Raw genomic sequence first — 22,024 nt, 5'->3', positions numbered from 1 at the left:
GATAATTAATATTAAAATTAACAAAAGGAATTAGATTATGAATTTAACTAAAAAAGTGTTAGTTTCGTTTTCTGTTGTTGCTGCAATTGCTTTAACTTCAAATGCTGCAACTAATACTGAACCAAAAAAACTTGAAGTAACTCAAGTAAAATCTATCTTAGAAGCTTATTCAGATATTGCTTTAGCAAATTATAGTGATGCGTTAAAAGATGCAAAAGCTTTAAAAACTGCAATTGATACATTTAGTAAAAATCCTACACAAGCAAATCTTGATATGGCAAAAAAAGCTTGGTTAGAATCAAGAGAATCTTATGGACAAACTGAAATCTTTAGACTTGCAAATGGTCCTGTTGATGCAGAAGAAGGATGGGTTGCTGAAGCTTATGGTTCATTAGAAGGACAAATTAATGCTTGGCCATTAGATGAAAATATGATTGATTATACAGTTGATGCTGATGGAAAATTAACTAGTGGAAATATTATTGATACGGTTGGAAAATTTAATCCAGGTGGAGAAGAGTCAAAAGAAGTTGATGTAACAAAAATCACAGCTGATGCTTTAACTGAATTAAATGAAAATGGTGGTGATGCAAATGTTTCAACTGGTTATCATGCAATTGAATTTTTATTATGGGGACAAGACCAAGATTATTCTAATTTTATGACAGATGGTATAACAAAAGGTGCAATGACAGCTGGTCAAAGAGCTCTTACAGATTTTACTACAGATAAAAATGCAAAAAGAAGATTAGCTTATTTACAAGCAGTAACAACAAAATTAGTTGATGATTTAACAGTTATTACTTCTGCTTGGGAAAAAAATGTAAAAGGAAATAATGGTTTATACCAAGCTGCTTTAAAAGGTGAGCTAAAAGGTAAAGAAGCTTCAAAAAATATTGAAAGTTCTGAGGCATTAAAACAAATTATTGCAGGAATGGGTGTATTTATTAAATCTGAATTAGCAAATGAAAGAATTGCCGTTGCTGTTTTAACTCCAAGTGAAGAAGATGAACACTCTTGTTTTTCAGATAATACACACAGAGATATCGTAACAAACTATTTAGGGTTTAAAAATATTTTAACAGCAACTTATAATGGTAAAAAATATGGAAAAGCTCTTTTAGATGCAACTGATAAAGAGACAAAAGAGAGAATTGAAAAATTAATGGCATCTATTGAAGATAAAATCAATAGTATTGATGAAGTTGCAAAAACAAAAGCTCATTTTGATTATCAAATCAGACCAGATAATGAACAATCAAAAGTTATTGTAAAACTTAAAAATGAGATGAGAAAACTTGGTGATGAAATGGTAAATGTTGCAGCTGCTAATGGAATTAGTCTAACTACTGAAGATGTAACGGATGCTGAAGAAACAAAAATCTAATTTTTTATTTGTTAAAAAAACAATTTTATTAAAAAGCCTTGTAGCAATATTTGCTACAGGGCTTTTTGCAGTTAATGATGATAGTAAATTTTTATCAAGTAATAAAAATAGTTCATTGCTTTTAAAACCTATTGATGGATTAAATGATAAAGAGTATGATGAATTTATTCTTGGAAGAAGTTTTTTTTCAATTCCTTGGGTTGAAGCACCAAGTGTTACAACAGCACGTGATGGTTTAGGTCCACTTTTTAATGCAAATACTTGTGTAAATTGTCATCCAAAAAATGGAAGAGGAACTCTAATTGCAGAGCAAAATATGACTTCAAGATCATTAGTTGCAAGATTATCTATAAAATCTGATAATAGTTTTGAACATCAAGAACTTTTAAAATATAAAGGTTTTGTTCCTGAACCAAATTATGGAAATCAGTTATCAATAAATGGAATTTTCGGAGTAGATTTTGAAGGAAAAATCAAAATAGATTTTGATGAGATTGAAGTAAATTTCCCCGATGGAGAAAAACAGGTTCTTCTTAAACCAAAATATAATCTAGAAAATCTAAATTATGGAAATTTACATAAAGATGCAAATATTTCATATAGAATAGCTCCAACTTTAAATGGTATGGGCTTAATAAATCTAATTTCCCATGAAGATATTTTGGCAAATGTTGATGAAAATGATTCAAATAATGATGGAATATCTGGACGAGCAAATTTCGTTTACTCAAATATTACAAAAAAAACTGAACTAGGACTTTATACTTGGAAAGCAAGTGTTGCCTTTTTAAAAGAGCAAGTTGCTGGTGCGGCTGTAAATGATATGGGATTAACAACAACAATTTTTCCAGATGATAATTGTACAAAATTTCAAAAAGAGTGTAATGATGCCCCAAAAGCAAGAGATAAGATAGATTTACCAGATGATAGATTAGAAGCGGTTACTTCTTATTTAAAAAATATAAAAGCATATTCACCTAAAAAAACAAAAGAGTATGAAGAAGGCTTAGCTTTATTTGAAGCAATTTCTTGTTCAAAATGTCATATAAGTAGTTTTGATACAAAAAATGGTTTTAAAGTATCACCATTTTCTGATTTTTTATTACATGATATGGGAGAAGATTTAGCTGATGGAAGAGTTGAATTTATGGCATCAGGAAGTGAGTGGAGAACAGCTCCTTTATGGGGATTAACACTTCATGAAAAAATAAATAAAGAGAAACCTAGACTTTTACATGATGGAAGGGCAAGAAGTTTCCAAGAGGCAATTTTATGGCATGGTGGTGAAGCAAAAAGTAGTAAAGAAAACTATATGAATTTACCAAAAGAACAAAGAGAAAAATTGATTAAATTTTTAGAGGAATTATAATGATAAAAAAGATTTTATTTTTGATGTTTTTTTCTACATCAATGATATTTGCACAAGATAGAGGACTTTTAAATATAGTTAAAAATATATCTATCCCAAATGTAGAAACAGCGATTAAAGATGCACAAACTTTAAAAACTGAAATAAATGATAAAAATTTCACAAATTTTATTAAATCATGGAAAAAAGTTGAAGCTATATATTTCGCAGGTGAAATAGATGATGCTTATTTAGATACTCCAAGATATATGGATGTTTTTAATAATCTAAAAGAGGATTTAAACTCGCAAATGCAAAGAGTAATTGAATCAAATGATGAGCCAAAAACAGCTTTATTTAAAAACTCTTTTAAAACTGTAAATGCTTTAGAGTATGTTTTATATAATGATAAAGAGCTTACAAAAAGAGAAAAAGAGTTAGCAAAAGTTATTTTAGATTCATTGATTTCTCATTTAGAAGATATCAAAGGTGTTTATGAAGAGTATTTAACTTCTAAACCAAAAGATGAAAAACTTGAAAATGCAATAGTTATTAATACATTAATTGCAAGTTCATATAGACTAAAAGAGTGGAGAGTTGGAAATGCTGCTGGATTATCTTCAAAATATAAAAATGATGCAAAAAATGAAAGAGCAGAATATTTTTTAAGTCAAAACTCTTTTGAGGCAATAGATGCTATTTTAGATGCTCATAAAGAGATTTTAGAGAAGAAGAATTATTATGGATTTGCAGATATTTCTAAAAAAATGGATGCACAAAAAGAGTTAGAAACAGCACTTTTAAAAATAAATGAATCAAAAGTAATCTTAAGAAAATTAAAAAAAGATGATTTTTTAAATGCAAAAGAGTTATTTACAAGTTTAAGAGAGTTGCATAATGCTTATTATTTATCATTGATAGTAAAACTTGGTTTACAAGCTGATGTTTTAGATGCTGATGGAGATTAATTAAAATGGATGAACTTCTTGCACTAGATTATTTAACTAATCCTAGTAAAAGGTTGTATTGGCTTTATATTTTAAGTTCAATATTTTTAGCAATAATCTATTTTTATGTGACCAAAAAAAATAGTAGGGTAATCACCTCTTCAAAGTTGTGGTTACATCCAAGTGCAAAACTTGATTATTATTATGTTTTTTTATCATATTTTATAAATATGGTTTTATTAATTCCTTTTATTATTAGTGCAAAAAGTGTTGCTTTATTTGTAAATAAAGAGTTGTATTTATATTTTGATTATTATGAAAATGAATTTTTTTCATATAATCAAATAGTTTTGATGTACACAATTTGTGTTTTTATTGTGAGCGATTTTACAAGATATTGGTTACATAGATTTTTACATACAATTCCATTTTTATGGGAATTTCATAAGGTACATCATAGTGCAAAAGTTTTAACTCCAGTTACTTTTTATAGGGTTCATCCAGTCGAAAATTTTTTATTTGGACTTCGATACTCTTTAAGTATTGGTTTAGTTACAGGAGTTTTTATCTATCTATTTGGTGCAAAAATAGATATTTATATGGTTTTAGGTGTTAATGTTTTTTTATTTATATTTTCACTTTTTGGTTCAAATCTTAGACACTCTCATGTGCCATTTTCTTTTGGGAAATTTATAGAAAAATGGTTACTCTCTCCAAAACAGCATCAAATACATCATGATAAAAAACATTTTAATAAAAATTATGGTGGATATATTGCTATTTGGGATAGAGTTTTTGGCTCACTTTGTTTGTCAAATGAGGTCAAAATAATGAAGTTTGGATTAAGAAAAGAACAGATGAAAGATTATTTATCTTTAAAAGATTTAATTTTAAGACCATTTTATAATTTACTAAAAAAAGGGGGATTTAGTGAAAAATTCAAGTTTATTAATTTCGGTATTTTTAGCATTTTCAAGTCTAAATGCTAGTGAGGTTTTATCAAAAGAGGCTTTAGGTCAAGCTTTATATTTTGATGTAAATTTATCAAAAAACAGAACACAAAGCTGTGCAACATGTCATAATCCAAATGCTGGATTTGTTGATGATAGGGAAAATGGCATATCAAAAATGGCATCACTTGGTGATGATGGAAAATCATTGGGAGATAGACAAGCTCCAACTGCATCTTATGCAAAATTTTCACCAAATTTTCATTTTGATGAGAAAAAACAAAAATATATTGGTGGACAGTTTTGGGATGGAAGAGCTGCTACTTTAGAAGAACAAGCTGGTGGTCCTCCACTTAATCCAATCGAAATGGGAATGGAAAGTAAAAAAGAGGTAGTTGAAAGAATCAAAGAGAATAGTTTATATGTAAATTCATTTAAAAATATTTTTGGTGAAGAGATTTTCAAAGATGAAAACAAAACTTATGATGCTATGACTGTTGCTATTGCTTCTTTTGAAAGAACAGAAGAATTTTCACCATTTGATTCAAAATATGATAGATATTTAAAAGGTGAATATGATTTAACTCCACTTGAAGATTTAGGAAAATCAATATTCTTTTCAAATAATAATAACTCTTGTGCCACTTGTCACGTTTTAAAAGGGGAAGATAAAGCAGGGGAGACTTTTACAAATTATGAGTATCATAATATTGGAACACCTGCAAATAATGAATTAAGAGCTAAAAATGGTGTAAAAGAAATAGATAAAGGATTATTAGCAAATCCAAATGTTAAAGATGAAAAAGAGTTAGGAAAACATAAAGTTCCAACACTTAGAAATGTAGCTGTAACTGCTCCATATATGCATAATGGTGTATTTAAAGATTTAAAAACTGTTGTTGAGTTTTATGATAAATATAATAATAAAGATAGAACTATCAATAATGAAACAGGAAAAGTTTGGGATGAACCAGAAGTTAAAGATACAATTTCACTTAAAGAGTTAAAAGCAAATGCTTTAAACGATAGAAAAGTTGAAGCACTTGTAGCTTTTATGAAATTATTAACTGATAAAAAGTATGAGCATTTATTAGATAAATAAATTTTCACAAAGAAGTTATTTTATTAATATTTTATTATAGGAAACTATGATAGTATTCAAAAAAAGGCTTCTTTTGAAGAGTAAATTAATACCATTTTTTATTATTTTTGAGTTGTGTGCAAAAGAAAATATTGTTGAATTAGAAAAAGAAAAAGAGAATTTGATTTTTAAATATATAGAAAGAATTGAATCTGCAAAAAATGAAAATTTAGAAGATAGAATTATTTTATTGGATAAAACTTTAACTTGTATAATTAATTCAAAAACAAAAAAAGATATAACTAACTGCAAAATTGATGAAAGAAAAAGAGTGATGAGTTTAATTAACGGTTAAACTCAACTCTCTTTATTTAATAAAATAGTAACTTCAGCTCCAACATATTCTTCATTTTCATAAGAAAATTTACAATTATTTATCTCTAAAATTCCATTCATATGTTTTTCAATAATCTCTTCAGCCATATAAAGTCCAATTCCCGTTCCTGTTGATTGGTGTTTTGTTGTAAAATAAGGTTCACAAACTTTATCTAAAATTTTATTTTCAATTCCTCCACCATTATCTTTTATTTTGATAACAAAATTATTTTCATCGTCTTCAAATGTTTTTATAAAAATTAATTTATTCTCTTTTTTGTTAATCAAAGCATCTTTTGAATTATTTAAAATATTTATTAATACTTGAATAAACTCATTTTTAAATCCATAAATTTGAAAATCATCTATCTCTTTTATTATTGTTATTTCATGGTTTTTAAATTGAGAATTTGTAAGTTTTAAAACTTTTTCAAAAGTCTCTTTTATACTAAAAAAAGTCTCTTTTTTATCTGATTTAAAAAAACTTCTAAAATCATCAATTGTTTTTGATAAATATAAAGCTGAATTAGTGATATTTTCAATTGCTTCATCAAAGGTTTTATCATCAAGATTTTCAAACTCTTTTTGAAGTTTCATTCCCGTTGCAACGGTTGTGATAACTGAAAGTGGTTGTCTCCATTGATGAGCAATATTTCCAAGCATTTCTCCCATTGCTGCCATTTTTGATTGTTGGGCTAGAATGTGTTGTTGTTTTTTTAATTCCATTTTATAATCTTGAAATTTTTTTTCTAATTTTTTTGAAATATAAATTGAAATACTCAATAAAATTAGTGTTAAAATTAAAGTTATAATAAAAATATTTTTAATTTTTTTATGGAATTTTTCGTTTAGTTCAATACTCTTTTTTTCAATAATCTTATTTACATAATCATGGAAAAAACCTTTACCAATTATCCATTTCCAGTTTAATAAAGCTTTTACATAACTTGTTTTAGTAAGAGCAGTTGTTTCATCTATAATCTTGTAATTATATGTGATAAATCCACCACCATTTTTTGATAAATCCAAAATCTCATTAAATAGATTCATTTCATCATCACTACTAATTTTTTGAAAAGATTTATCAACTAAATTATCAATTTTTTGAAAAAGTGATTTTTTGTCATAATCTAATATAAAAAAATAGTCATTTTCATTTGTTTTTAGTTTAGAAATATACTCTAAAATCTCTTCTTTCATATTTTCTTCAAAATCTACAACATATTCCCCACTTCCAATAAACCAATCATAAGGTTTAAAATGAACATTAAAACCTATTTTTTTAAAATCTTTTTTTTCTAAATTTTCAGGTTTTGGATAGTGCCAGGTTAAAAATGCTTCATCATTATTTTGAAGACTTTTAACTATTTCTCTTCCTAAATATAGACCTTTTGAATCTTGAAAATCATATACACTTTTCCCTTCGTTCTCTCTATTTATTGGTAACAAAATACACTCATAATCAAAACCATAAATAAAAATATAACCTCTACCATCATTGAATCTTATATCAACTAAAGCATCTTTTATCATTTTTATAATTTCATTTTTTGTTTTTGTATCTTTATTTTCATTATAGATTCTATTAGCTATATTATTTGCTTCAAGAACCCTTTGTCTAATACTATTTTTTAGTTTTTCTTCTGTTTTTTCTTGAGTTCTAATAATAAAGTTATAAAGATTTTCAACCTCAGATTTTATTAGTTCTTGATTTTTTTCTAAATACTCTTTTTTTATAGACTCTTTTTCTATCTCAAGTTCATTTTGTTTTTGAAAATATAAAGAGATAGAAATTATTAAAGATAGAGATATAATAAATATAAAAGGTGTGTATTTTATTATATTAATAAGAGATTTTTCATTTTTATAAATCATTTATTTCCTATTTTATGGCTGATTAATTATATAACAAATTAAATTTCAATACAATGATTAAAATCAATAGTTTAACAATAAATACAAAAGGAGAATAAATGTCAAAAAAAGTATTAATCACAGGTGGAAATAAAGGAATAGGGTTAGCTGTTTCAAGAGCTATGTTAGAATTTGGTTATGAAATTGTTATAGTTGCAAGAGATTTTGACACTTGTCCTTTAGTTGGTGTTGAAAAAGTTACTTGTATAGAGTATGATTTATCAGATGTTGATGGTTTAAAAGAGTTAGCAAATACAGTGGGAAATATTGATATTTTAATTAATAATGCTGGATATATGCAACCAAAATATACTTATAACAACTATCCAAAAGAGGCACGAGAGCATATAATGAATGTTGATTTATATACTCCTGTTGAACTTATGAATATTTTTTCTGAGCATATGAAAAAACAAAAATATGGAAGAATTGTAAATACAGCTTCAATTGCTGGACAAATTGGGCATCCAGATGTTTGGTATGGTATGGCAAAAGCTGCACTTATAAATGCAACAAAAATTTATGGAAAACTTTTAGGAAGTTATGGAATAACTGTTAATTGTGTTGCTCCAAGTCCAACTGAAACAGATATGCAAAAAGATAATTCTGAAGAGAGAAAAGCTGAGTTCAAAAAAACAGTTGCAACAGGAAGATTTGCAACTCCTGAAGAGGTTGCAAAAGCTATTGTTTGGTTGGCAACTGATTGTCCTGAGTATATAAATGGAATTTGTATAGATATTAATAATTGTTCATATCCAAGATAAAAAAGAATTTTAAATGCTAAAAAAATTATGGTTTCAAGTTATTTTAGGGATGATTGCTGGATTGGTTTTAGGTTTGTTTTTATCTCCTAGTGCATTTGCAATAGTTGATGAAAAAATCTCTTTTATGTTAGCTCCTTGGATAGCACTTATTGGAAATATTTTTTTAGCATTGATTAAAATGATAGTTATTCCTTTGGTTGTAAGTTCTATTATTTTAGGAATAATGAGTGCAAAAAATGTTGAAACTTTAAAAAAATTGGGATTTTATATCTTTCCTTATTTTATTCTAACAACTTTTGTTGCTGTGATTTTAGGAATAATAAATACAACAATAATTAATCCTGGTTCTTATGTTTCAAAAGATGTAATAGCTCAAATGAATTTAGCAAATACCCAAGTTACAAAAACAATTGAAAATATTTCAATACCTGATATGATAGTTGATTTAATTCCTGTAAGTATCGCAAAAGCTGAACTTGCAGGTAATATTTTAGCTTTTGTAATTTTGGCTATTTTTATTGGAGTTGCACTTTTAAATCTAAAAGTTGAAGAATCAAAACCTTTGGTTGATTTATCAAAATCACTTCAAGCTTTTTCAATGAAAATAGTTGAATGGGCTATGAAACTAGCCCCTTATGCTGTGTTTGGACTTATATGTAATATTACTATTAAAATAGGTTTTCAAGCAATCTCTTCAATGTTTATGTATATTTTAACTGTTCTTTTTGGATTGGTTTTACTTTTAGGTTTTTATTTAATAATAGTCTATTTTTCTTCAAAAATGAAACCTTTTGAATTTTTAGGAAAAATAAAAGAGGTTCAACTAATGGCATTTTCAACTTCAAGTTCAGCTGCTGTTATGCCTTTATCAATAAAAACAGCAGAAAATAATCTTGAAATTCCTCCAACAATTTCAAAGTTTGTAATTCCTTTAGGTGCAACTATAAATATGGATGGAACAGCACTTTATCAAGTAAGTGCAGCTATATTTTTAACTCAACTTTTTGGAATAGAATTAAGTTTTTTTGAGTTAATTGTTTTAGCAATAACAACTGTTGGAGCATCTATTGGAACACCAAGTACTCCTGGAGTTGGAATAGTAATCTTAGCCACAATTTTACAAAGTATTGGAGTTCCACTTGAAGGAATAGCTCTTATTTTAGGAGTTGATAGAATTTTAGATATGTGTAGAACAACGATAAATGTGACAGGAGATTTAACAGCCTCTTTATTTATAAAAAGAGTCTTAGGAATAAAATAAAAACTCATAAAGAGTTTTTATTTTTTAAGAGTTATATTTTCTTTTACTACTTGCTAAAATTAATAAAATACCAAATACAGCAGCTATAAATGAAGCTCCAAATATTCCAAGTTTAACAGCAGCTATTATTCCCTCATCAACAAAAGCTAAATGAGTAATAAAAATTGACATTGTAAATCCAATTCCACCTAAGAATCCAACTGCAATTACTTCAAACCAAGTAATATTGTCTGGTTTTTTGATAATTTTTAGTTTTGTTAAAAGATAAGTTAATCCAAAAATACCAACTGGTTTTCCAATTAATAAACCAAAAACAACTCCTGAAACAATCATTAGATTTGCTGAAACTGTTGAGAAGTCTATTAAAACTCCTGCATTTGAAAAAGCAAATAAAGGCATAATAAAAAATGCAGATAAACCATGAAGATTATGTTCAAGTCTAACAAGTGGATTTTGAACTTTGTCATAGCCATAAGCAATACTTTCTAAAGCATCTGTTTGATGATGGTTTAAAATAGGAATTTCATCTATATTTTTTTCAAAATCATCCACTGATGCTCTTGTTTTTTCTATAAACTCTTTTTCATCTATTTTAGAACTAATTGGAATTGCAAAAGCTAATAAAACTCCAGCAATTGTTGCGTGAATTCCAATTTCGTGGATAAATATCCATAAAAAAATACCTAAAATTAGATAAGGTAAGATTTTTTTTACACCACTATAATTTAAAAACCAAATAAGCCCATATGCAATTCCAGCATGTAAAAAATATTCAGCTTTTATTTCACTTGTATAAACTGTTGCCACAACTAAAACAGCTCCTAAGTCATCAACAACAGCAAGGGCAACTAAAAATAGTTTAACCGCTGGATTTACTTTTGCTCCTAAAAGCATTAAGATACCTAAAGCAAAAGCAATATCAGTTGCCATTGGAATACCAAATCCCATAGGATTTTCTGTATTAAATGCTACATAAATAAGTGCTGGAATTGCCATTCCCCCTATTGCTGCAACTATTGGAAAAGAGGCTTTACTTACACTTGAAAGTTCACCTAAAACCATCTCTCTTTTTATTTCAAGTCCAACCATTAAGAAAAATAGAGCCATAAGACCATCATTTATCCAATAAGTTAAAGTCATAGAAATAGTTCTATCTCCTAAAGTTACACCTAAAGGCATATGCCATAAATCATAATAATCTTGACCAAAACTTGAATTCGCAACTATAACAGCTGCAACAGTTGCAATAAATAGGATAATCCCACTTAATGCTTCTTTTGAAATAAAATCTTCAATTACTAAAAACTTTTTTATCATTCTTTTCCCTCCATACAATTTTTACATACACCTTTGATAATAATATTTTCTATTTTATATCCAGGCATAACAAAATCTAATTTTTCATGAATACACTCTATTTTTGAACATAATGAGCAGATAAAATGAGCATGTTGCGTTTTTTTTATCTCAAAATATCTTTTTTTGTCATTTGATTCAAAAGAACTAATCAAATTTTCCTCTTCAAAAATAGTAATATTTCTATAAAAAGTTGCCTTATCCATAGAAATATACTCTTTCATATCTTCATATGATAAAGGTTTATTTGAATTTACCAAAAGTTCTAAAATAGATTTTCTAGCACTTGTAAGTTTGATATTTGTAATGGTTGTTAAATTATCTAATATATTCATAGTTAAGATTATAGCAATTTTTTTTTAAAATTAGTTTTACGACTAAGTTGCATTAAAGAATAATTGCATTAAAATCACAAAAAATATTGCAACCTAGTTGCAAAAATAGAAAGGAAAAATTTTGAAAAAAGTAATATTTTTATTTATAACTTTAGTTTCATTTTTATATGCAAACAAACCAGAATTAACAGTAAATATTTTACCTCAAAAATATTTTGTTCAAAAAATAGTAAAAGATAAGTATGAGATAAATGTAATGGTAAAACCTGGAAGTTCTCCACATAATTATGAACCAAAACCATCTCAAATGAAATCTTTAGTTGCTTCAAAAGTATATTTTTTAGCTGGAGATACATCAGAAAAAGTTTGGTTAGAAAAATTTAAACAAAGTGCAAAAAATACTCTATTTGTAGATACAACAATAGGTATTGAAAAAATGGAAATGGAAAAACATGAGCATCATGAAGAAGCAAAAGATGAGCATAAACATGAAGCTAAACATGAACATGAAGATGAACACGAAGAAGAAGGACATGACCATTCTGGATTAGACCCTCATGTTTGGTTAGACCCAATTTTAGTAAAAATTCAAGCAAAAAATATTTATGAAGCTATGGTAAAAGTAGATTCACAAAATAGTGATTTTTATAAAACAAATTACGAAGAGTTTTTAAAAGAGCTTGATGAGTTAGATAAAGAGATTAAAAACATTTTAGCTCCATACAAAGAAAAAGCTTTTATGGTTTTTCATCCATCTTGGGGATATTTTGCAAAAAGATATGAGTTAGAACAAATTTCTATTGAAATTGAAGGAAAAGAAGCAAAACCAAATGAGTTGGTTGAATTAATAGAAGAGGCTAAAAAACATAATATAAAAATAGTTTTTGTATCTCCACAATTTTCTCAAAAAAGTGCTCAAACCATCTCTAAAAATATTGGGGCAAAAGTTGTAGCAATTGACCCTTTATCTGAGAACTGGTCAAAAGATTTATTAAAAACGGCAAATGAAATAGCAAATAGTTATAAATGATTCGTCTTTTATTAATACTTATTTTTTTTAAAGGCATCCTTTTTGGATGCTCTTTATGTTCCATTTATAGTCCAAAAACTCATGTAACCACCCAACTAAAAGCAGATAAAGAGTATATAAAAACTTTAAAAGTAAATTGGAGTTTTGCAAAAGAGTTTCAAGAAGAGTTATTTAAAATTTATGATTTAAACTTAAATAAAAGTTTTGAAGAAAAAGAGTTAAAACTTATCGAAGAATCTTTAATTGATTATATAAAACCAAAAAATTTCCTTACAACAATCTCTTATTCTAATGAAAAAAATAAAAATTCTCTTCCTTTTGAAGTAACAAATTATAAACTAAGTTACAAAAATTCAAATCTATCTTTTGATTATACAATCGATTTAAACTATAAAATTTATGATAAAAATATTTTAACAATAAAAATTTTTGATGATTTGAGTTATTTTTTAATTGTTTTTGATGAAAAAAGACAGTTATTTAATATTCCTTATAAAATCTTTAAAAGTACAGATATAAACGAAGTTTCATATACAATAAATGCTCCAAATTTATCTATTCAAGAAAATATTGAAGAAGCTAAAAAAGAAGAGATAATAGCAGAAAAAGTTGAAGAGAAAAAAGAGCAAATTGGGGTTAAAAATGAACAAATAAAAGAAGAAAATATTTTAGATAAATTTGTAAATAATATTAAAAAATATTTAGTTGATATAGAAAATGGCGACAAATTTGCTTTAATTTTTTTACTTATGGCTTCATTTCTATATGGCTCAATTCACGCTTTAGGTCCAGGGCATGGAAAAGCTTTAGCCTTTTCATATTTTTCTTCACAAAAAAGTTCTTATTTTGAAGCTTTTGTTATCTCATTGGTTACGGCTTTTGTTCATATTATTGGAGCTTTAATTTTAGTTTTAATCTCTATTTTTGTGCTTGAAAGTGTTTTAAATAGATTTATGGAAGATTCTATTTCATATGTAACAGCATTTTGTGCAATTATTATAATGCTTTTAGCTTTATATATTTTATATAGAAAATTAAATAAAAAATCATGTAGTTGTTGTTCTTGTAGTGTTTCTTTAGAAACTACAAAATTTTCAGTAAATCCACAAAATATAAACTTTGTAAAAACAAGCCAAAATAGACCAATAACAGTTACAAAAAGAAATAAAAAACAAGATTTGATTTTTGTTTTAACAGCTGGAATAATACCTTGTCCTGGAACAGTTTTACTTTTTGTTTATGCATTTTTATTAAAAACATATTTTGCAGTAATTTTAGCAAGTATTAGTATAAGTCTTGGAATGGCAACAGTTATTTTTGCTTCATCTTTTTTAGGGGTAACTCTTCATAAAGTTTCAAATAAATCACAAAAATTTGCAAATATTTTAGAAATAGTTGCTCCAATTTTTATGTTTATTTTAGCTTTAGTTTTACTTTTAAATTCTAAAGTTTTTTAATAAAATTTCAAACCATTTTTATCATATGATGATAATTGTGGTTTGATACTTTTAGAATAGTGTTTTTTTTAAATCCTAATTTTTCATAAAGTTTTAAAGCCTTTTCATTTTCAAAATCTACTAAAAGTGAAACTTTTTTAAAACCTTTCTCTTTTGCTTTTTTTTCAACAAAAGAGAATAACTCTTTTGCTATTCCTCTTCCTTGGAAATTGGGACTAACACTTACTGTATCAATATAAAATTCATCTTCAAAACACTCTTTTTCAAATGAATCTAAATAAATATTTTTTGTTTTTAGATGTTCTAATATTGGCTTATCGAGTTTTTTTACATCATTTGAATTATAGGCAAGTATTAAGCCTACAATTTGATTTTCTATTTCATAGGTATAAATATTTTTATAACTTAATCTATTTACATCCATTTTTATATAAAAATCTAAAGTTTCAAGGATTTTTTCCTCTTTTTCTTCTCCTGTTAAAGTGTTTGCAATATTTAAAATTGCATTAAAAATAAGAGTTGAGATATTTGTAATATTATCTTTTTGAGCTTGTTTTATCATAATTGTCCAAAATAATTTTTTTGGATTTTAACAACTTTAAACTAACAGATAATTAATAGATTTGTTCTAGAATTTGTTATTAAAAATTTTGGAGAAAATTTTGAATGGTTTAAAAGTTTTAGTTTTAGAAAGTAGTGATAATTCAATTTCTCAAATTATAGAAATTCTAGAAAAATATGAGTTTTGTGTAGATATTTGTAGTAACAATAGTGATTTTTTGGAGTGTATTTATAATAATTTATATGATTTGTATTTGATAAATATAAATGAAAAATCCCTTCCACGATTTCAATTAATTCAGTTATTAAATGAGTATCACGATATGACTATGAAAATGGTAATTGCATCAATTCCAAATATAATAAAACCCTCTTTTTTATCTGGATGTGATGAGTGTATTATAAAAAATATTGATGAAGAAGAGATACTTTTAAGAATAAAAGCTCTTATTAGAAGACAATTTAAAATTTATTCTGATTCTATTCATATAAAAAAAGATATTGAATATGAAATCTTTCAGAAAAAAATATTAATTAATAAAAATGAAGTTCACTTAGGAGAAAAACCTTTATTAATTTTAGATTATCTACTTAAATTTAGAGGAATTTTTGTCTCTTCTGAAAATTTAGAAAATGGAGTTTATCCTGCAAATAGTAATAATAAAAATGGAGTAATTCGTTTTCATATACATAAACTTAGACAAATTTTAGGGAATGATGTAATTGTTTCAAATAGAGTAAATGGCTATAAAATCAATATCTAAATCTTACAAAAACACAAACGCATAATTAACACAGTAGCATTAAAATAGCATTCGCAAATAGTAAAATAATTATATAGGGAGGATTTGGGTATGTTTGATTACCCCATATTTCAAATGCCTTTTATAGGACAAAGAATGTTGATGGCTATAAATGCAATTATTCACGTTTTTGTTTCTCATGGAGGTGCTGTTGGAGGCTCTGTTGTACTTGCTGCAATGGCTTGGTGGGCAAATAAGAAAAACGATATGGCAGCATATAACTTAACTTATAAAGTTGTTATGGTTTTCTTTATTATTTCTACTTCAGTTGGAGCATTAACTGGTATTGGTATGTGGATACATGCAAATATTTTAAGTCCAAATGCAATTGGTGGATTAATTAGAGTATTTTTTTGGAAATGGTTTATAGAGTGGATAGTGTTTAACTTTGAAGTTGTACTTTTACTTTTACTGTTTATGAGTTGGAAGAAAAATCAGGTTACGCCAGAGGGAAGGGCGAAAACTGTTAGAATTGGTGTTTATTACGCTATTTCTTCTTGGCTTACAATGGTAATTATCACTGCAATTTTAGCATTTATGCTTACTCCAAATTTTGATGGACAACCTTGGGTTGACCCTGAAGTTTATCCTGGAAATGTAAACTATAATAATGCTTTATTTAATCCAACTTGGTGGCCTTCACTTGCATTTAGAACTTTTACATCTATTGCATTTGCAGCGGCTCTTGCTATTATGTGGACTTGGATAATTGGGACTTTCTCAAAAAATGAAGAGGATAAAGAAGCAAAAGCTAAACTTGTTAAGTTTTTAGCAGGAATTATGATGATTACAGTTCCTGTAAGTGCTATTTTTGGATATTGGTATTACATTGAAATTCCAGCAGCAGCTCTTGCTATGATTCCAACAGCTGTTATGACAAGAGCTTTTGAAGATAGATTTGATTTAATGTATCTTATAGCTATTGGTATTGGTGGAAGTATTATTATCACAACAATTATCGCTTATATTTCACCAAAAAGAATGCCATATTTAGCAGCTAGTTTAATGGTTGCTGGATTTTTAGTTCTTTGGGGGTATGAAGAAAGAGTAAGAGAGTTTATACGAAAACCTTTTTTAATTTATAACTATATGTATTCAAATGGAATTAGAACAACAGATGTTCCATACTTAAATAAAGTGGGAATTTTAAAACATGCTGTTTTCTTAGATGAAAACAAAAAAACAGTAAATGAAGATAAATCAAATATTTTAGAAGTTGGTAAATCAATTTATCAAATAGAGTGTCGTATCTGTCACACTGAAAATGGTATTAATGGATTAAAAGGATTAACAACTGGTTGGTCACATGATGCTATTAGAAATAGATTAAATAATCTTCCAGGTGGTGGAACTCCATATATGCCTCCATTTGTTGGAACTGAAGCTGAAAAAGATGCTCTTGCAGCTTATATTAAATCTTTAAATACTAAAGGAGTTATAAAATGAATTGGAAATTACCATTTGATATTCCATTAATTACACCAACTTTAGGGCTTCCTTTAGAGTTTTTTAGTATTTTGGGAATTATAGTTTTTGTTGTTCATATCTGTTTTATTTATATGTTAATTGGAGCTTCAACTGCTTCTGTTATTTATAATATTGTTGGAGTATTTAAAAAAGATTCAAATTATGACAAGTTTGCATATAGAATGACAAACTTTACAACAGTATCTGAAAATATGGGTACTTTATGGGGAGTTGCTCCTTTACTTGTGATTTCTGTACTTTTTACTGGATTTTTTTATACAGCAATTTTAAAAGTTAGTCCACATATTTTGCATATCATTTATGGAAATATTATTGCCTTTTTACTTTCGTATGCTTATAAATTTTCTTGGCATGCTTTACAAAACCATAAAGGTTTTCATATAACAATTGGAATATCTGCTGTATTAGCATTTTTTACACTTCCTTTTGTGTTTATGTCAATGACAAATTTATATATGCAACCAGAACTTTTTGCAACTATTCAAAATATTTGGGACATTATGTTTACTCCTGTTACTGGATTTAGACTTTTAAATTTCTTTTTATCTGCATTTATGGCAACTGGAGTTGTTTTAATATTTATTGGTGCTAGATGGGTAAAAAAAGGTGATGTTGAAATTGGAAAAATTGCAATTAGCCAAGGTAAAAAATGGTTTTTACTTGCAACTCCTTTAAATATTGTTGTAATGCCTTTATTGCCATTTGTATTTACAGCTAGAATTAGTGAAGCTTTAATGCATACAGCATTTATTTATTTACCATTTATTGCTTCAATACTTTTAATTATTGCAGTTTTATTTATATTAAATAAATTTAATGATGAGGTTATAACTCCTCAATCAGCTATTAGAGTAGTTGCCCTTGTATTATTATCAATTTTTTTAATGGCAACAACGAGAGAGGGTGTGAGAGTTGTTTCTTTTGCTGAACCACTTGCACTTCAAGCACAAGCTACAGAAGAGTTTATGAATGCTTCACTTGCTGAATATAAAAAATATAAAGAAGAACTTGCTAATAAACCAGCACTTGACTTAAATGACCCAGCTGTATTAGCTGAATCGAAAGGTTGTTTATCTTGTCATAGTATTGATGTAAAACTTGTAGGTCCATCATATAAAGAAGTAGCACTTAAAAATTCTGATGAAACTACTTTAATAAAAAGTATGATGGAAGGAAGTGAAAACAAATATGATGTTGTTCCTATGCCAGCACAAGATGTGAGTGAAGCTGAAGCTAAAAAATTAGCTTTATGGATTTTAAAAATGAAAGAGACTAAATGATAAAAGTTTTTAGGCTTTTATTTTTATTAGTAGTTTTAAAAGGAGTGGCAAGTGCTGCTCCTTTTTTAATTGAGAATTTGAATAAAAATAGAATAAATATCGTTACTTTTGTAACTTCTTGGTGTTCATCTTGTCAAAAAACGAATGAATATCTGCTTTCTTTGAGTGAAAAAAATAGTGATGTTTTTGTCACTTTACTTTTTGTAGATGAAGAAATTCCTTCAACAATTTCTAAAAATAAAAATTTAGAGTTAATATCAATTAGTTTAAATGATGCAAAAAAGTTTGGAGTAAGCAAAAGTGTTCCATATATTTTGGTTTTAGATAAAGAGTTAAAAGTTGTAAAAAAATATAGCACTTTTAATGAAGATTTACTCTTTAGATTAATCAATAATTTAAAAAATGGTTTATATGAAAATGGTACTTTACCACCTGAACAAAGGATAGATTTATGGCAAAAAAACAGATTTTAGCGCCAACTTTATTTATAACACTTTTTTTATATGTTTTATTTCCTTGGCTGAGTTTTAATAATATTCATTTTTTGATGTTTAATTTTGAATTTCATAGATTTGAGTTTTTATTTATGGCTTTTGAGGTTTCAACACATCAACTGATTTATATTGTGCTTACTTTATTTATTGGTTTAATAGTGGGATTAAATCTTACAATTTCAAGGTTTTATTGTGGATATTTTTGTCCATCATCAATTGCTTCATTTATCTCTTTGAGATTTAAAAATCCATTTTTGATTTTTGTAAGTGTATTAACTTTGGCTTTTATTTTGTCATTTTCTACGATTTCATATTTTACTTCAGCTGTTGATTTGTTTTTAAATTTTACAAAATTTGACACAGCCTCTATTTTTGTGGGAGTATTAACAACAGCATTTACAAGTATTTTTTTAGTTTTTAGAGGATGGTATTGCTCAATTTTATGTCCATATTTTTTTGTAAGCGCAGTTTTACCACAAGAAGAGAAACAAACTTTTGAGTTTTTTGATAAAAATAGTTGCATAGATTGTGATAAATGTGTAAAAGTTTGTCCTATTGATGAACTTGATATAAAAGCTGGTTTTGATATAAGATGTGTTCAATGTGGACTTTGTGAAACGGCTTGTGATAGTGTAATGATAAAATTTAATAAATCTTCATTAATAACGAAAAAATATAAAGATAGAAATATTTTCAAAAGTTTTTCAAAAAATGGATATATTTGGGGAATTATTGTTTTTACAATTATGATTTTTACAATAATTTATATTTTAGATAGTTTAAATTTGGATAACTGCTATTTTATAAATAAAAATTTGTATTAAACAAAATGGTCACTTCTTATTAAATTTAGAGATTACATTCAGAAAATTAGTAGGAAAAGACTGTTTGTACATAAAATTTATTTTGTATAGTTGATAAATTATTTTATGACCATTTTTGAAATTTTAGAAAAAAATTGTTAATTTAAAGTTTGGAAAATTTTATAATTTTATTTTCTTCAAATAAGTTGCAATCATAGGAATATAATCTTTTCTACAAACTAAATGGGTTTCTAACTCATTTGGCAATTTTGTAAGTTTCAATTCATTTGTATAAAAGTATTTGTCTATAATCATTTTTGAAACATAGGCTTTCCCCATTCCTGCTTTTACACAACCTAACATCACTTCATAATTTTCTATAAATATTGTTTTAAAATCTAAATTTCCTCTTTCTTTTTCATGAGAAGCTAAAAATTTATAGTGGGTACTATCTTGTTTATATGCAATAAGTGTGTTGTTATACTCTAAATTTTTTGGTTCAACCATATATAAATCATCATAAAACTTGTTTAAAACTATCAAATCTTTATGGTTTGGCTCACCTGTTATAAAAGCAATATCAAGTTTATAATCAAGAAGTTTTTCTAAAATTTGTGGGTTTGCATTTGCATAAAATTCTAATTGCATATTTGGATATTTTTTATTTAATTTATCTATAAAAGAGAGTAATCTCAAAGCTACATTTGCTTGTCCAGAGCCAATTCTAAGGGTTTCTTGATGGGTTAAATTTTTCATTTTAAGTTCAGCAATTTCAACTTTTTTTACAATTTCACTTGCAAGGGGATAGAGTTTTTCTCCCTCTTTTGTCAAAATCACACCACTTGGTACTCTATGAAAAAGTAGATATCCTAAATTTTTTTCTAATTGTTTTATTCTTAGAGTTACATTTGATTGAGTAAAGTTGAGTTCAAGTGCTGCTAAAGAGATAGATTTTTTATTTGCAACACTTACAAACACTTTTAATAGAGTTGATTCCATATTACTATCCATTATGTAGTATATTATTTTGTATTATTTGACATTATATTATAAATTGTTTATAGTTCCAAAAATTTATAAAGGATTTTAGTTGATAGAACTTTTGTTTAATAAACTTATGCCAATTGTAATACTAATAATTATTGGTTACTATTGGAAGAAAAAAGAGTTACCTTTTGATAAAGATATGATTAGTTCTTTAATTATGAATTTAGGAACACCAGCTCTTTTAATAGCTTCAATAAATAATAAAGATTTAACTAGTGAAAATATAATAACAATTCTAATTTATGGAACAATAATTATTGCTATTTGTACTATTCTAACAATAGCTTATTTGAAATTAGAAAATAAACCAATAAGACCATTTTTACAAAGTTTTATTTTCCCAAACACTGGTGGTTTAGGAATTCCTATTGTTTATGTATTATTGGGACAAACTGCGTTTGTTTATGCAATTACCTTTTCAGTTTTAATAAATATTTACCATTTTACTATTGGATTATGGCTTTCAAATAGTTCTTTAAATCTAAAAAAAGCTTTACAAACACCAGTTTTATACGCTTTGGTTGTTGCGTTAGTTTTTAAAGGAACGAATACAGAACTTCCTTTTATAATAGAAGATGTGTGTAAAATGTTAGGAGGAATAGTAATTCCTTTATTACTTATAGCTTTTGGTTCATCACTTGTTGGTATAAAAATAGGGCAGAATATAAAAGCAGTTAGAATGGGAGTAGTTCGTGTAATTTTAGGATTTTTAGTTGTTTATACTATTTTTTATTTTGGAAATTTTGAAGCAGTTTTAATTTATACTTTATTGATTCAATACTCTATGCCAATTGCAACTACAAGTTATCTTTTTGCTTTAAGATTTAATGGACCTTTTGAAGAAATTGCAGTTATGACAGCTTCAAGTACAATAGCAATTTTATTTTTACTACCTCTAATAATCTATGTAATAAATTAAATTACATAGATTATTTATTCCTCTTCTTTTAAACTTTTATATAGTTTTTCATAAACTTCAATCTCTTCTTTTGAGGCTTTTTTTCTACAACTTAAATAACCTTTTTCTCCATCACAACTCTCAAAAGGATAAACCGTTGCAAAAACCCAATAATAGTTATCATCTTTTGTTCTATTTTTTACATAACCAGTCCAAATCTCACCTTTTTTTACAGTTTCCCATAAATCTTTAAAGGCAGTTTTTGGCATATCTTCGTGTCTTACAATATTATGTGGTTTTCCTATTAATTCATCCAATGTAAAACCTGCAATTTCACAAAAATCATTATTTGCAAAAGTTATAATACCTTTTTCATTAGTTTCACTTACTAAAAAAGCATATTCACTTAATTGAGTTTCATTGCTACTCATAATCAACTCCTTAA

General features: G+C 26.5%; 22 protein-coding genes. 16 read left to right on the top strand and 6 right to left on the bottom strand.

The genetic code is table 11. The annotated features are described in order from the left end of the window. Nucleotides 1–37: 37 nt before the first annotated feature. The 6 genes from AELL_RS10640 to AELL_RS10615 all read left to right on the top strand — a co-directional run bounded on the left by AELL_RS10640 (nucleotide 38) and on the right by AELL_RS10615 (nucleotide 6,068). Nucleotides 38–1,387: an imelysin family protein gene (locus AELL_RS10640; RefSeq protein ID WP_192941193.1), complete on the top strand. Its 1,350-nt coding sequence runs from the start codon at nucleotides 38–40 to the stop codon at nucleotides 1,385–1,387. Next, a complete protein-coding gene (locus AELL_RS10635; RefSeq protein WP_118917939.1) occupies nucleotides 1,365–2,756 on the top strand; it encodes a di-heme oxidoreductase family protein in 1,392 nt (463 codons plus the stop codon). The genes AELL_RS10640 and AELL_RS10635 overlap by 23 nt, the downstream gene beginning before the upstream one ends. After that, complete coding sequence (locus tag AELL_RS10630) at nucleotides 2,756–3,703, top strand: imelysin family protein (protein ID WP_118917938.1); 948 nt, start codon at nucleotides 2,756–2,758, stop codon at nucleotides 3,701–3,703. The genes AELL_RS10635 and AELL_RS10630 overlap by 1 nt, the downstream gene beginning before the upstream one ends. 5 nt (nucleotides 3,704–3,708) lie before the next feature. Continuing rightward, nucleotides 3,709–4,671, top strand: coding sequence for a sterol desaturase family protein (locus AELL_RS10625; RefSeq protein WP_118917937.1), 963 nt, complete (start codon nucleotides 3,709–3,711; stop codon nucleotides 4,669–4,671). After that, the gene (locus AELL_RS10620) at nucleotides 4,613–5,734 is read left to right on the top strand and encodes a cytochrome-c peroxidase (protein WP_118917936.1); all 1,122 of its coding nucleotides are present in this window, start codon (nucleotides 4,613–4,615) and stop codon (nucleotides 5,732–5,734) included. The genes AELL_RS10625 and AELL_RS10620 overlap by 59 nt, the downstream gene beginning before the upstream one ends. 73 nt (nucleotides 5,735–5,807) lie before the next feature. Further along, on the top strand, nucleotides 5,808–6,068 hold the full coding sequence (locus tag AELL_RS10615) for a hypothetical protein (RefSeq protein WP_118917935.1): 261 nt from the start codon (nucleotides 5,808–5,810) through the stop codon (nucleotides 6,066–6,068). 2 nt (nucleotides 6,069–6,070) lie between these two features. Here AELL_RS10615 and AELL_RS10610 read toward each other — a convergent pair whose 3' ends face one another. After that, nucleotides 6,071–7,963 carry a sensor histidine kinase gene (locus AELL_RS10610; protein ID WP_118917934.1) on the bottom strand — a complete coding sequence of 631 codons (1,893 nt, stop codon included), beginning with the start codon at nucleotides 7,961–7,963 and terminating at the stop codon, nucleotides 6,071–6,073. Between the two features lie 98 nt (nucleotides 7,964–8,061). On the opposite strand from AELL_RS10610, the gene AELL_RS10605 reads away from it, so the two are divergent. Then, nucleotides 8,062–8,766, top strand: coding sequence for an SDR family NAD(P)-dependent oxidoreductase (locus tag AELL_RS10605; RefSeq protein WP_118917933.1), 705 nt, complete (start codon nucleotides 8,062–8,064; stop codon nucleotides 8,764–8,766). A 13-nt stretch (nucleotides 8,767–8,779) separates the two neighbouring features. Beyond that, nucleotides 8,780–10,027: a dicarboxylate/amino acid:cation symporter gene (locus AELL_RS10600; RefSeq protein WP_118917932.1), complete on the top strand. Its 1,248-nt coding sequence runs from the start codon at nucleotides 8,780–8,782 to the stop codon at nucleotides 10,025–10,027. A gap of 24 nt (nucleotides 10,028–10,051) precedes the next feature. Here AELL_RS10600 and nhaA read toward each other — a convergent pair whose 3' ends face one another. Together nhaA and AELL_RS10590 are read right to left on the bottom strand one after the other, a co-directional pair. Beyond that, nucleotides 10,052–11,344: a Na+/H+ antiporter NhaA gene (nhaA, locus tag AELL_RS10595; protein WP_118917931.1), complete on the bottom strand. Its 1,293-nt coding sequence runs from the start codon at nucleotides 11,342–11,344 to the stop codon at nucleotides 10,052–10,054. Continuing rightward, the gene (locus tag AELL_RS10590; protein WP_118917930.1) at nucleotides 11,341–11,718 is read right to left on the bottom strand and encodes a Fur family transcriptional regulator; all 378 of its coding nucleotides are present in this window, start codon (nucleotides 11,716–11,718) and stop codon (nucleotides 11,341–11,343) included. Before AELL_RS10590 ends, nhaA begins: the two co-directional genes overlap by 4 nt. Nucleotides 11,719–11,839: 121 nt before the next feature. Here AELL_RS10590 and AELL_RS10585 point away from each other — a divergent pair, with 121 nt between their 5' ends. Then, nucleotides 11,840–12,748 (top strand): metal ABC transporter solute-binding protein, Zn/Mn family, encoded by a 909-nt coding sequence (locus AELL_RS10585; RefSeq protein ID WP_118917929.1) that lies wholly within the window; start codon nucleotides 11,840–11,842, stop codon nucleotides 12,746–12,748. After that, nucleotides 12,745–14,205, top strand: coding sequence for a nickel/cobalt transporter (locus AELL_RS10580; RefSeq protein ID WP_118917928.1), 1,461 nt, complete (start codon nucleotides 12,745–12,747; stop codon nucleotides 14,203–14,205). The genes AELL_RS10585 and AELL_RS10580 overlap by 4 nt, the downstream gene beginning before the upstream one ends. Before the next feature lie 7 nt (nucleotides 14,206–14,212). On the opposite strand, the gene AELL_RS10575 is transcribed toward AELL_RS10580, so the two are convergent. After that, nucleotides 14,213–14,767 (bottom strand): GNAT family N-acetyltransferase, encoded by a 555-nt coding sequence (locus AELL_RS10575; RefSeq protein ID WP_118917927.1) that lies wholly within the window; start codon nucleotides 14,765–14,767, stop codon nucleotides 14,213–14,215. A 100-nt stretch (nucleotides 14,768–14,867) separates the two neighbouring features. On the opposite strand from AELL_RS10575, the gene AELL_RS10570 reads away from it, so the two are divergent. From AELL_RS10570 to AELL_RS10550, 5 genes are all read left to right on the top strand, one after another. Continuing rightward, nucleotides 14,868–15,530, top strand: a complete 663-nt coding sequence (locus tag AELL_RS10570) for a response regulator transcription factor (RefSeq protein WP_118917926.1) — start codon at nucleotides 14,868–14,870, stop codon at nucleotides 15,528–15,530. A gap of 90 nt (nucleotides 15,531–15,620) precedes the next feature. After that, complete coding sequence (locus AELL_RS10565; RefSeq protein ID WP_118917925.1) at nucleotides 15,621–17,015, top strand: c-type cytochrome; 1,395 nt, start codon at nucleotides 15,621–15,623, stop codon at nucleotides 17,013–17,015. Next, a complete protein-coding gene (locus tag AELL_RS10560) occupies nucleotides 17,012–18,337 on the top strand; it encodes a c-type cytochrome (RefSeq protein ID WP_118917924.1) in 1,326 nt (441 codons plus the stop codon). The genes AELL_RS10565 and AELL_RS10560 overlap by 4 nt, the downstream gene beginning before the upstream one ends. Beyond that, complete coding sequence (locus AELL_RS10555) at nucleotides 18,334–18,810, top strand: TlpA family protein disulfide reductase (RefSeq protein ID WP_192941192.1); 477 nt, start codon at nucleotides 18,334–18,336, stop codon at nucleotides 18,808–18,810. Before AELL_RS10560 ends, AELL_RS10555 begins: the two co-directional genes overlap by 4 nt. Further along, nucleotides 18,789–19,655: a 4Fe-4S binding protein gene (locus tag AELL_RS10550; RefSeq protein ID WP_118917923.1), complete on the top strand. Its 867-nt coding sequence runs from the start codon at nucleotides 18,789–18,791 to the stop codon at nucleotides 19,653–19,655. The genes AELL_RS10555 and AELL_RS10550 overlap by 22 nt, the downstream gene beginning before the upstream one ends. Nucleotides 19,656–19,814: 159 nt before the next feature. Here the strand turns inward: AELL_RS10550 and AELL_RS10545 are convergent, their stop codons facing one another. Continuing rightward, nucleotides 19,815–20,633: a LysR family transcriptional regulator gene (locus tag AELL_RS10545; RefSeq protein ID WP_118917922.1), complete on the bottom strand. Its 819-nt coding sequence runs from the start codon at nucleotides 20,631–20,633 to the stop codon at nucleotides 19,815–19,817. 91 nt (nucleotides 20,634–20,724) lie between these two features. On the opposite strand from AELL_RS10545, the gene AELL_RS10540 reads away from it, so the two are divergent. Beyond that, nucleotides 20,725–21,600: an AEC family transporter gene (locus tag AELL_RS10540; RefSeq protein ID WP_118917921.1), complete on the top strand. Its 876-nt coding sequence runs from the start codon at nucleotides 20,725–20,727 to the stop codon at nucleotides 21,598–21,600. Between the two features lie 14 nt (nucleotides 21,601–21,614). Here AELL_RS10540 and AELL_RS10535 read toward each other — a convergent pair whose 3' ends face one another. After that, entirely contained in the window at nucleotides 21,615–22,010 is a 396-nt protein-coding gene (locus AELL_RS10535; RefSeq protein WP_118917920.1) for a PAS domain-containing protein, read from the bottom strand. Nucleotides 22,011–22,024: the final 14 nt, after the last annotated feature.

Origin of the sequence: Arcobacter ellisii, assembly GCF_003544915.1 — a bacterium.
In the GTDB taxonomy this organism is placed as follows: Bacteria; Campylobacterota; Campylobacteria; order Campylobacterales; family Arcobacteraceae; genus Aliarcobacter; species Aliarcobacter ellisii.
This window is presented reverse-complemented; position numbering and strand designations above follow the sequence as displayed.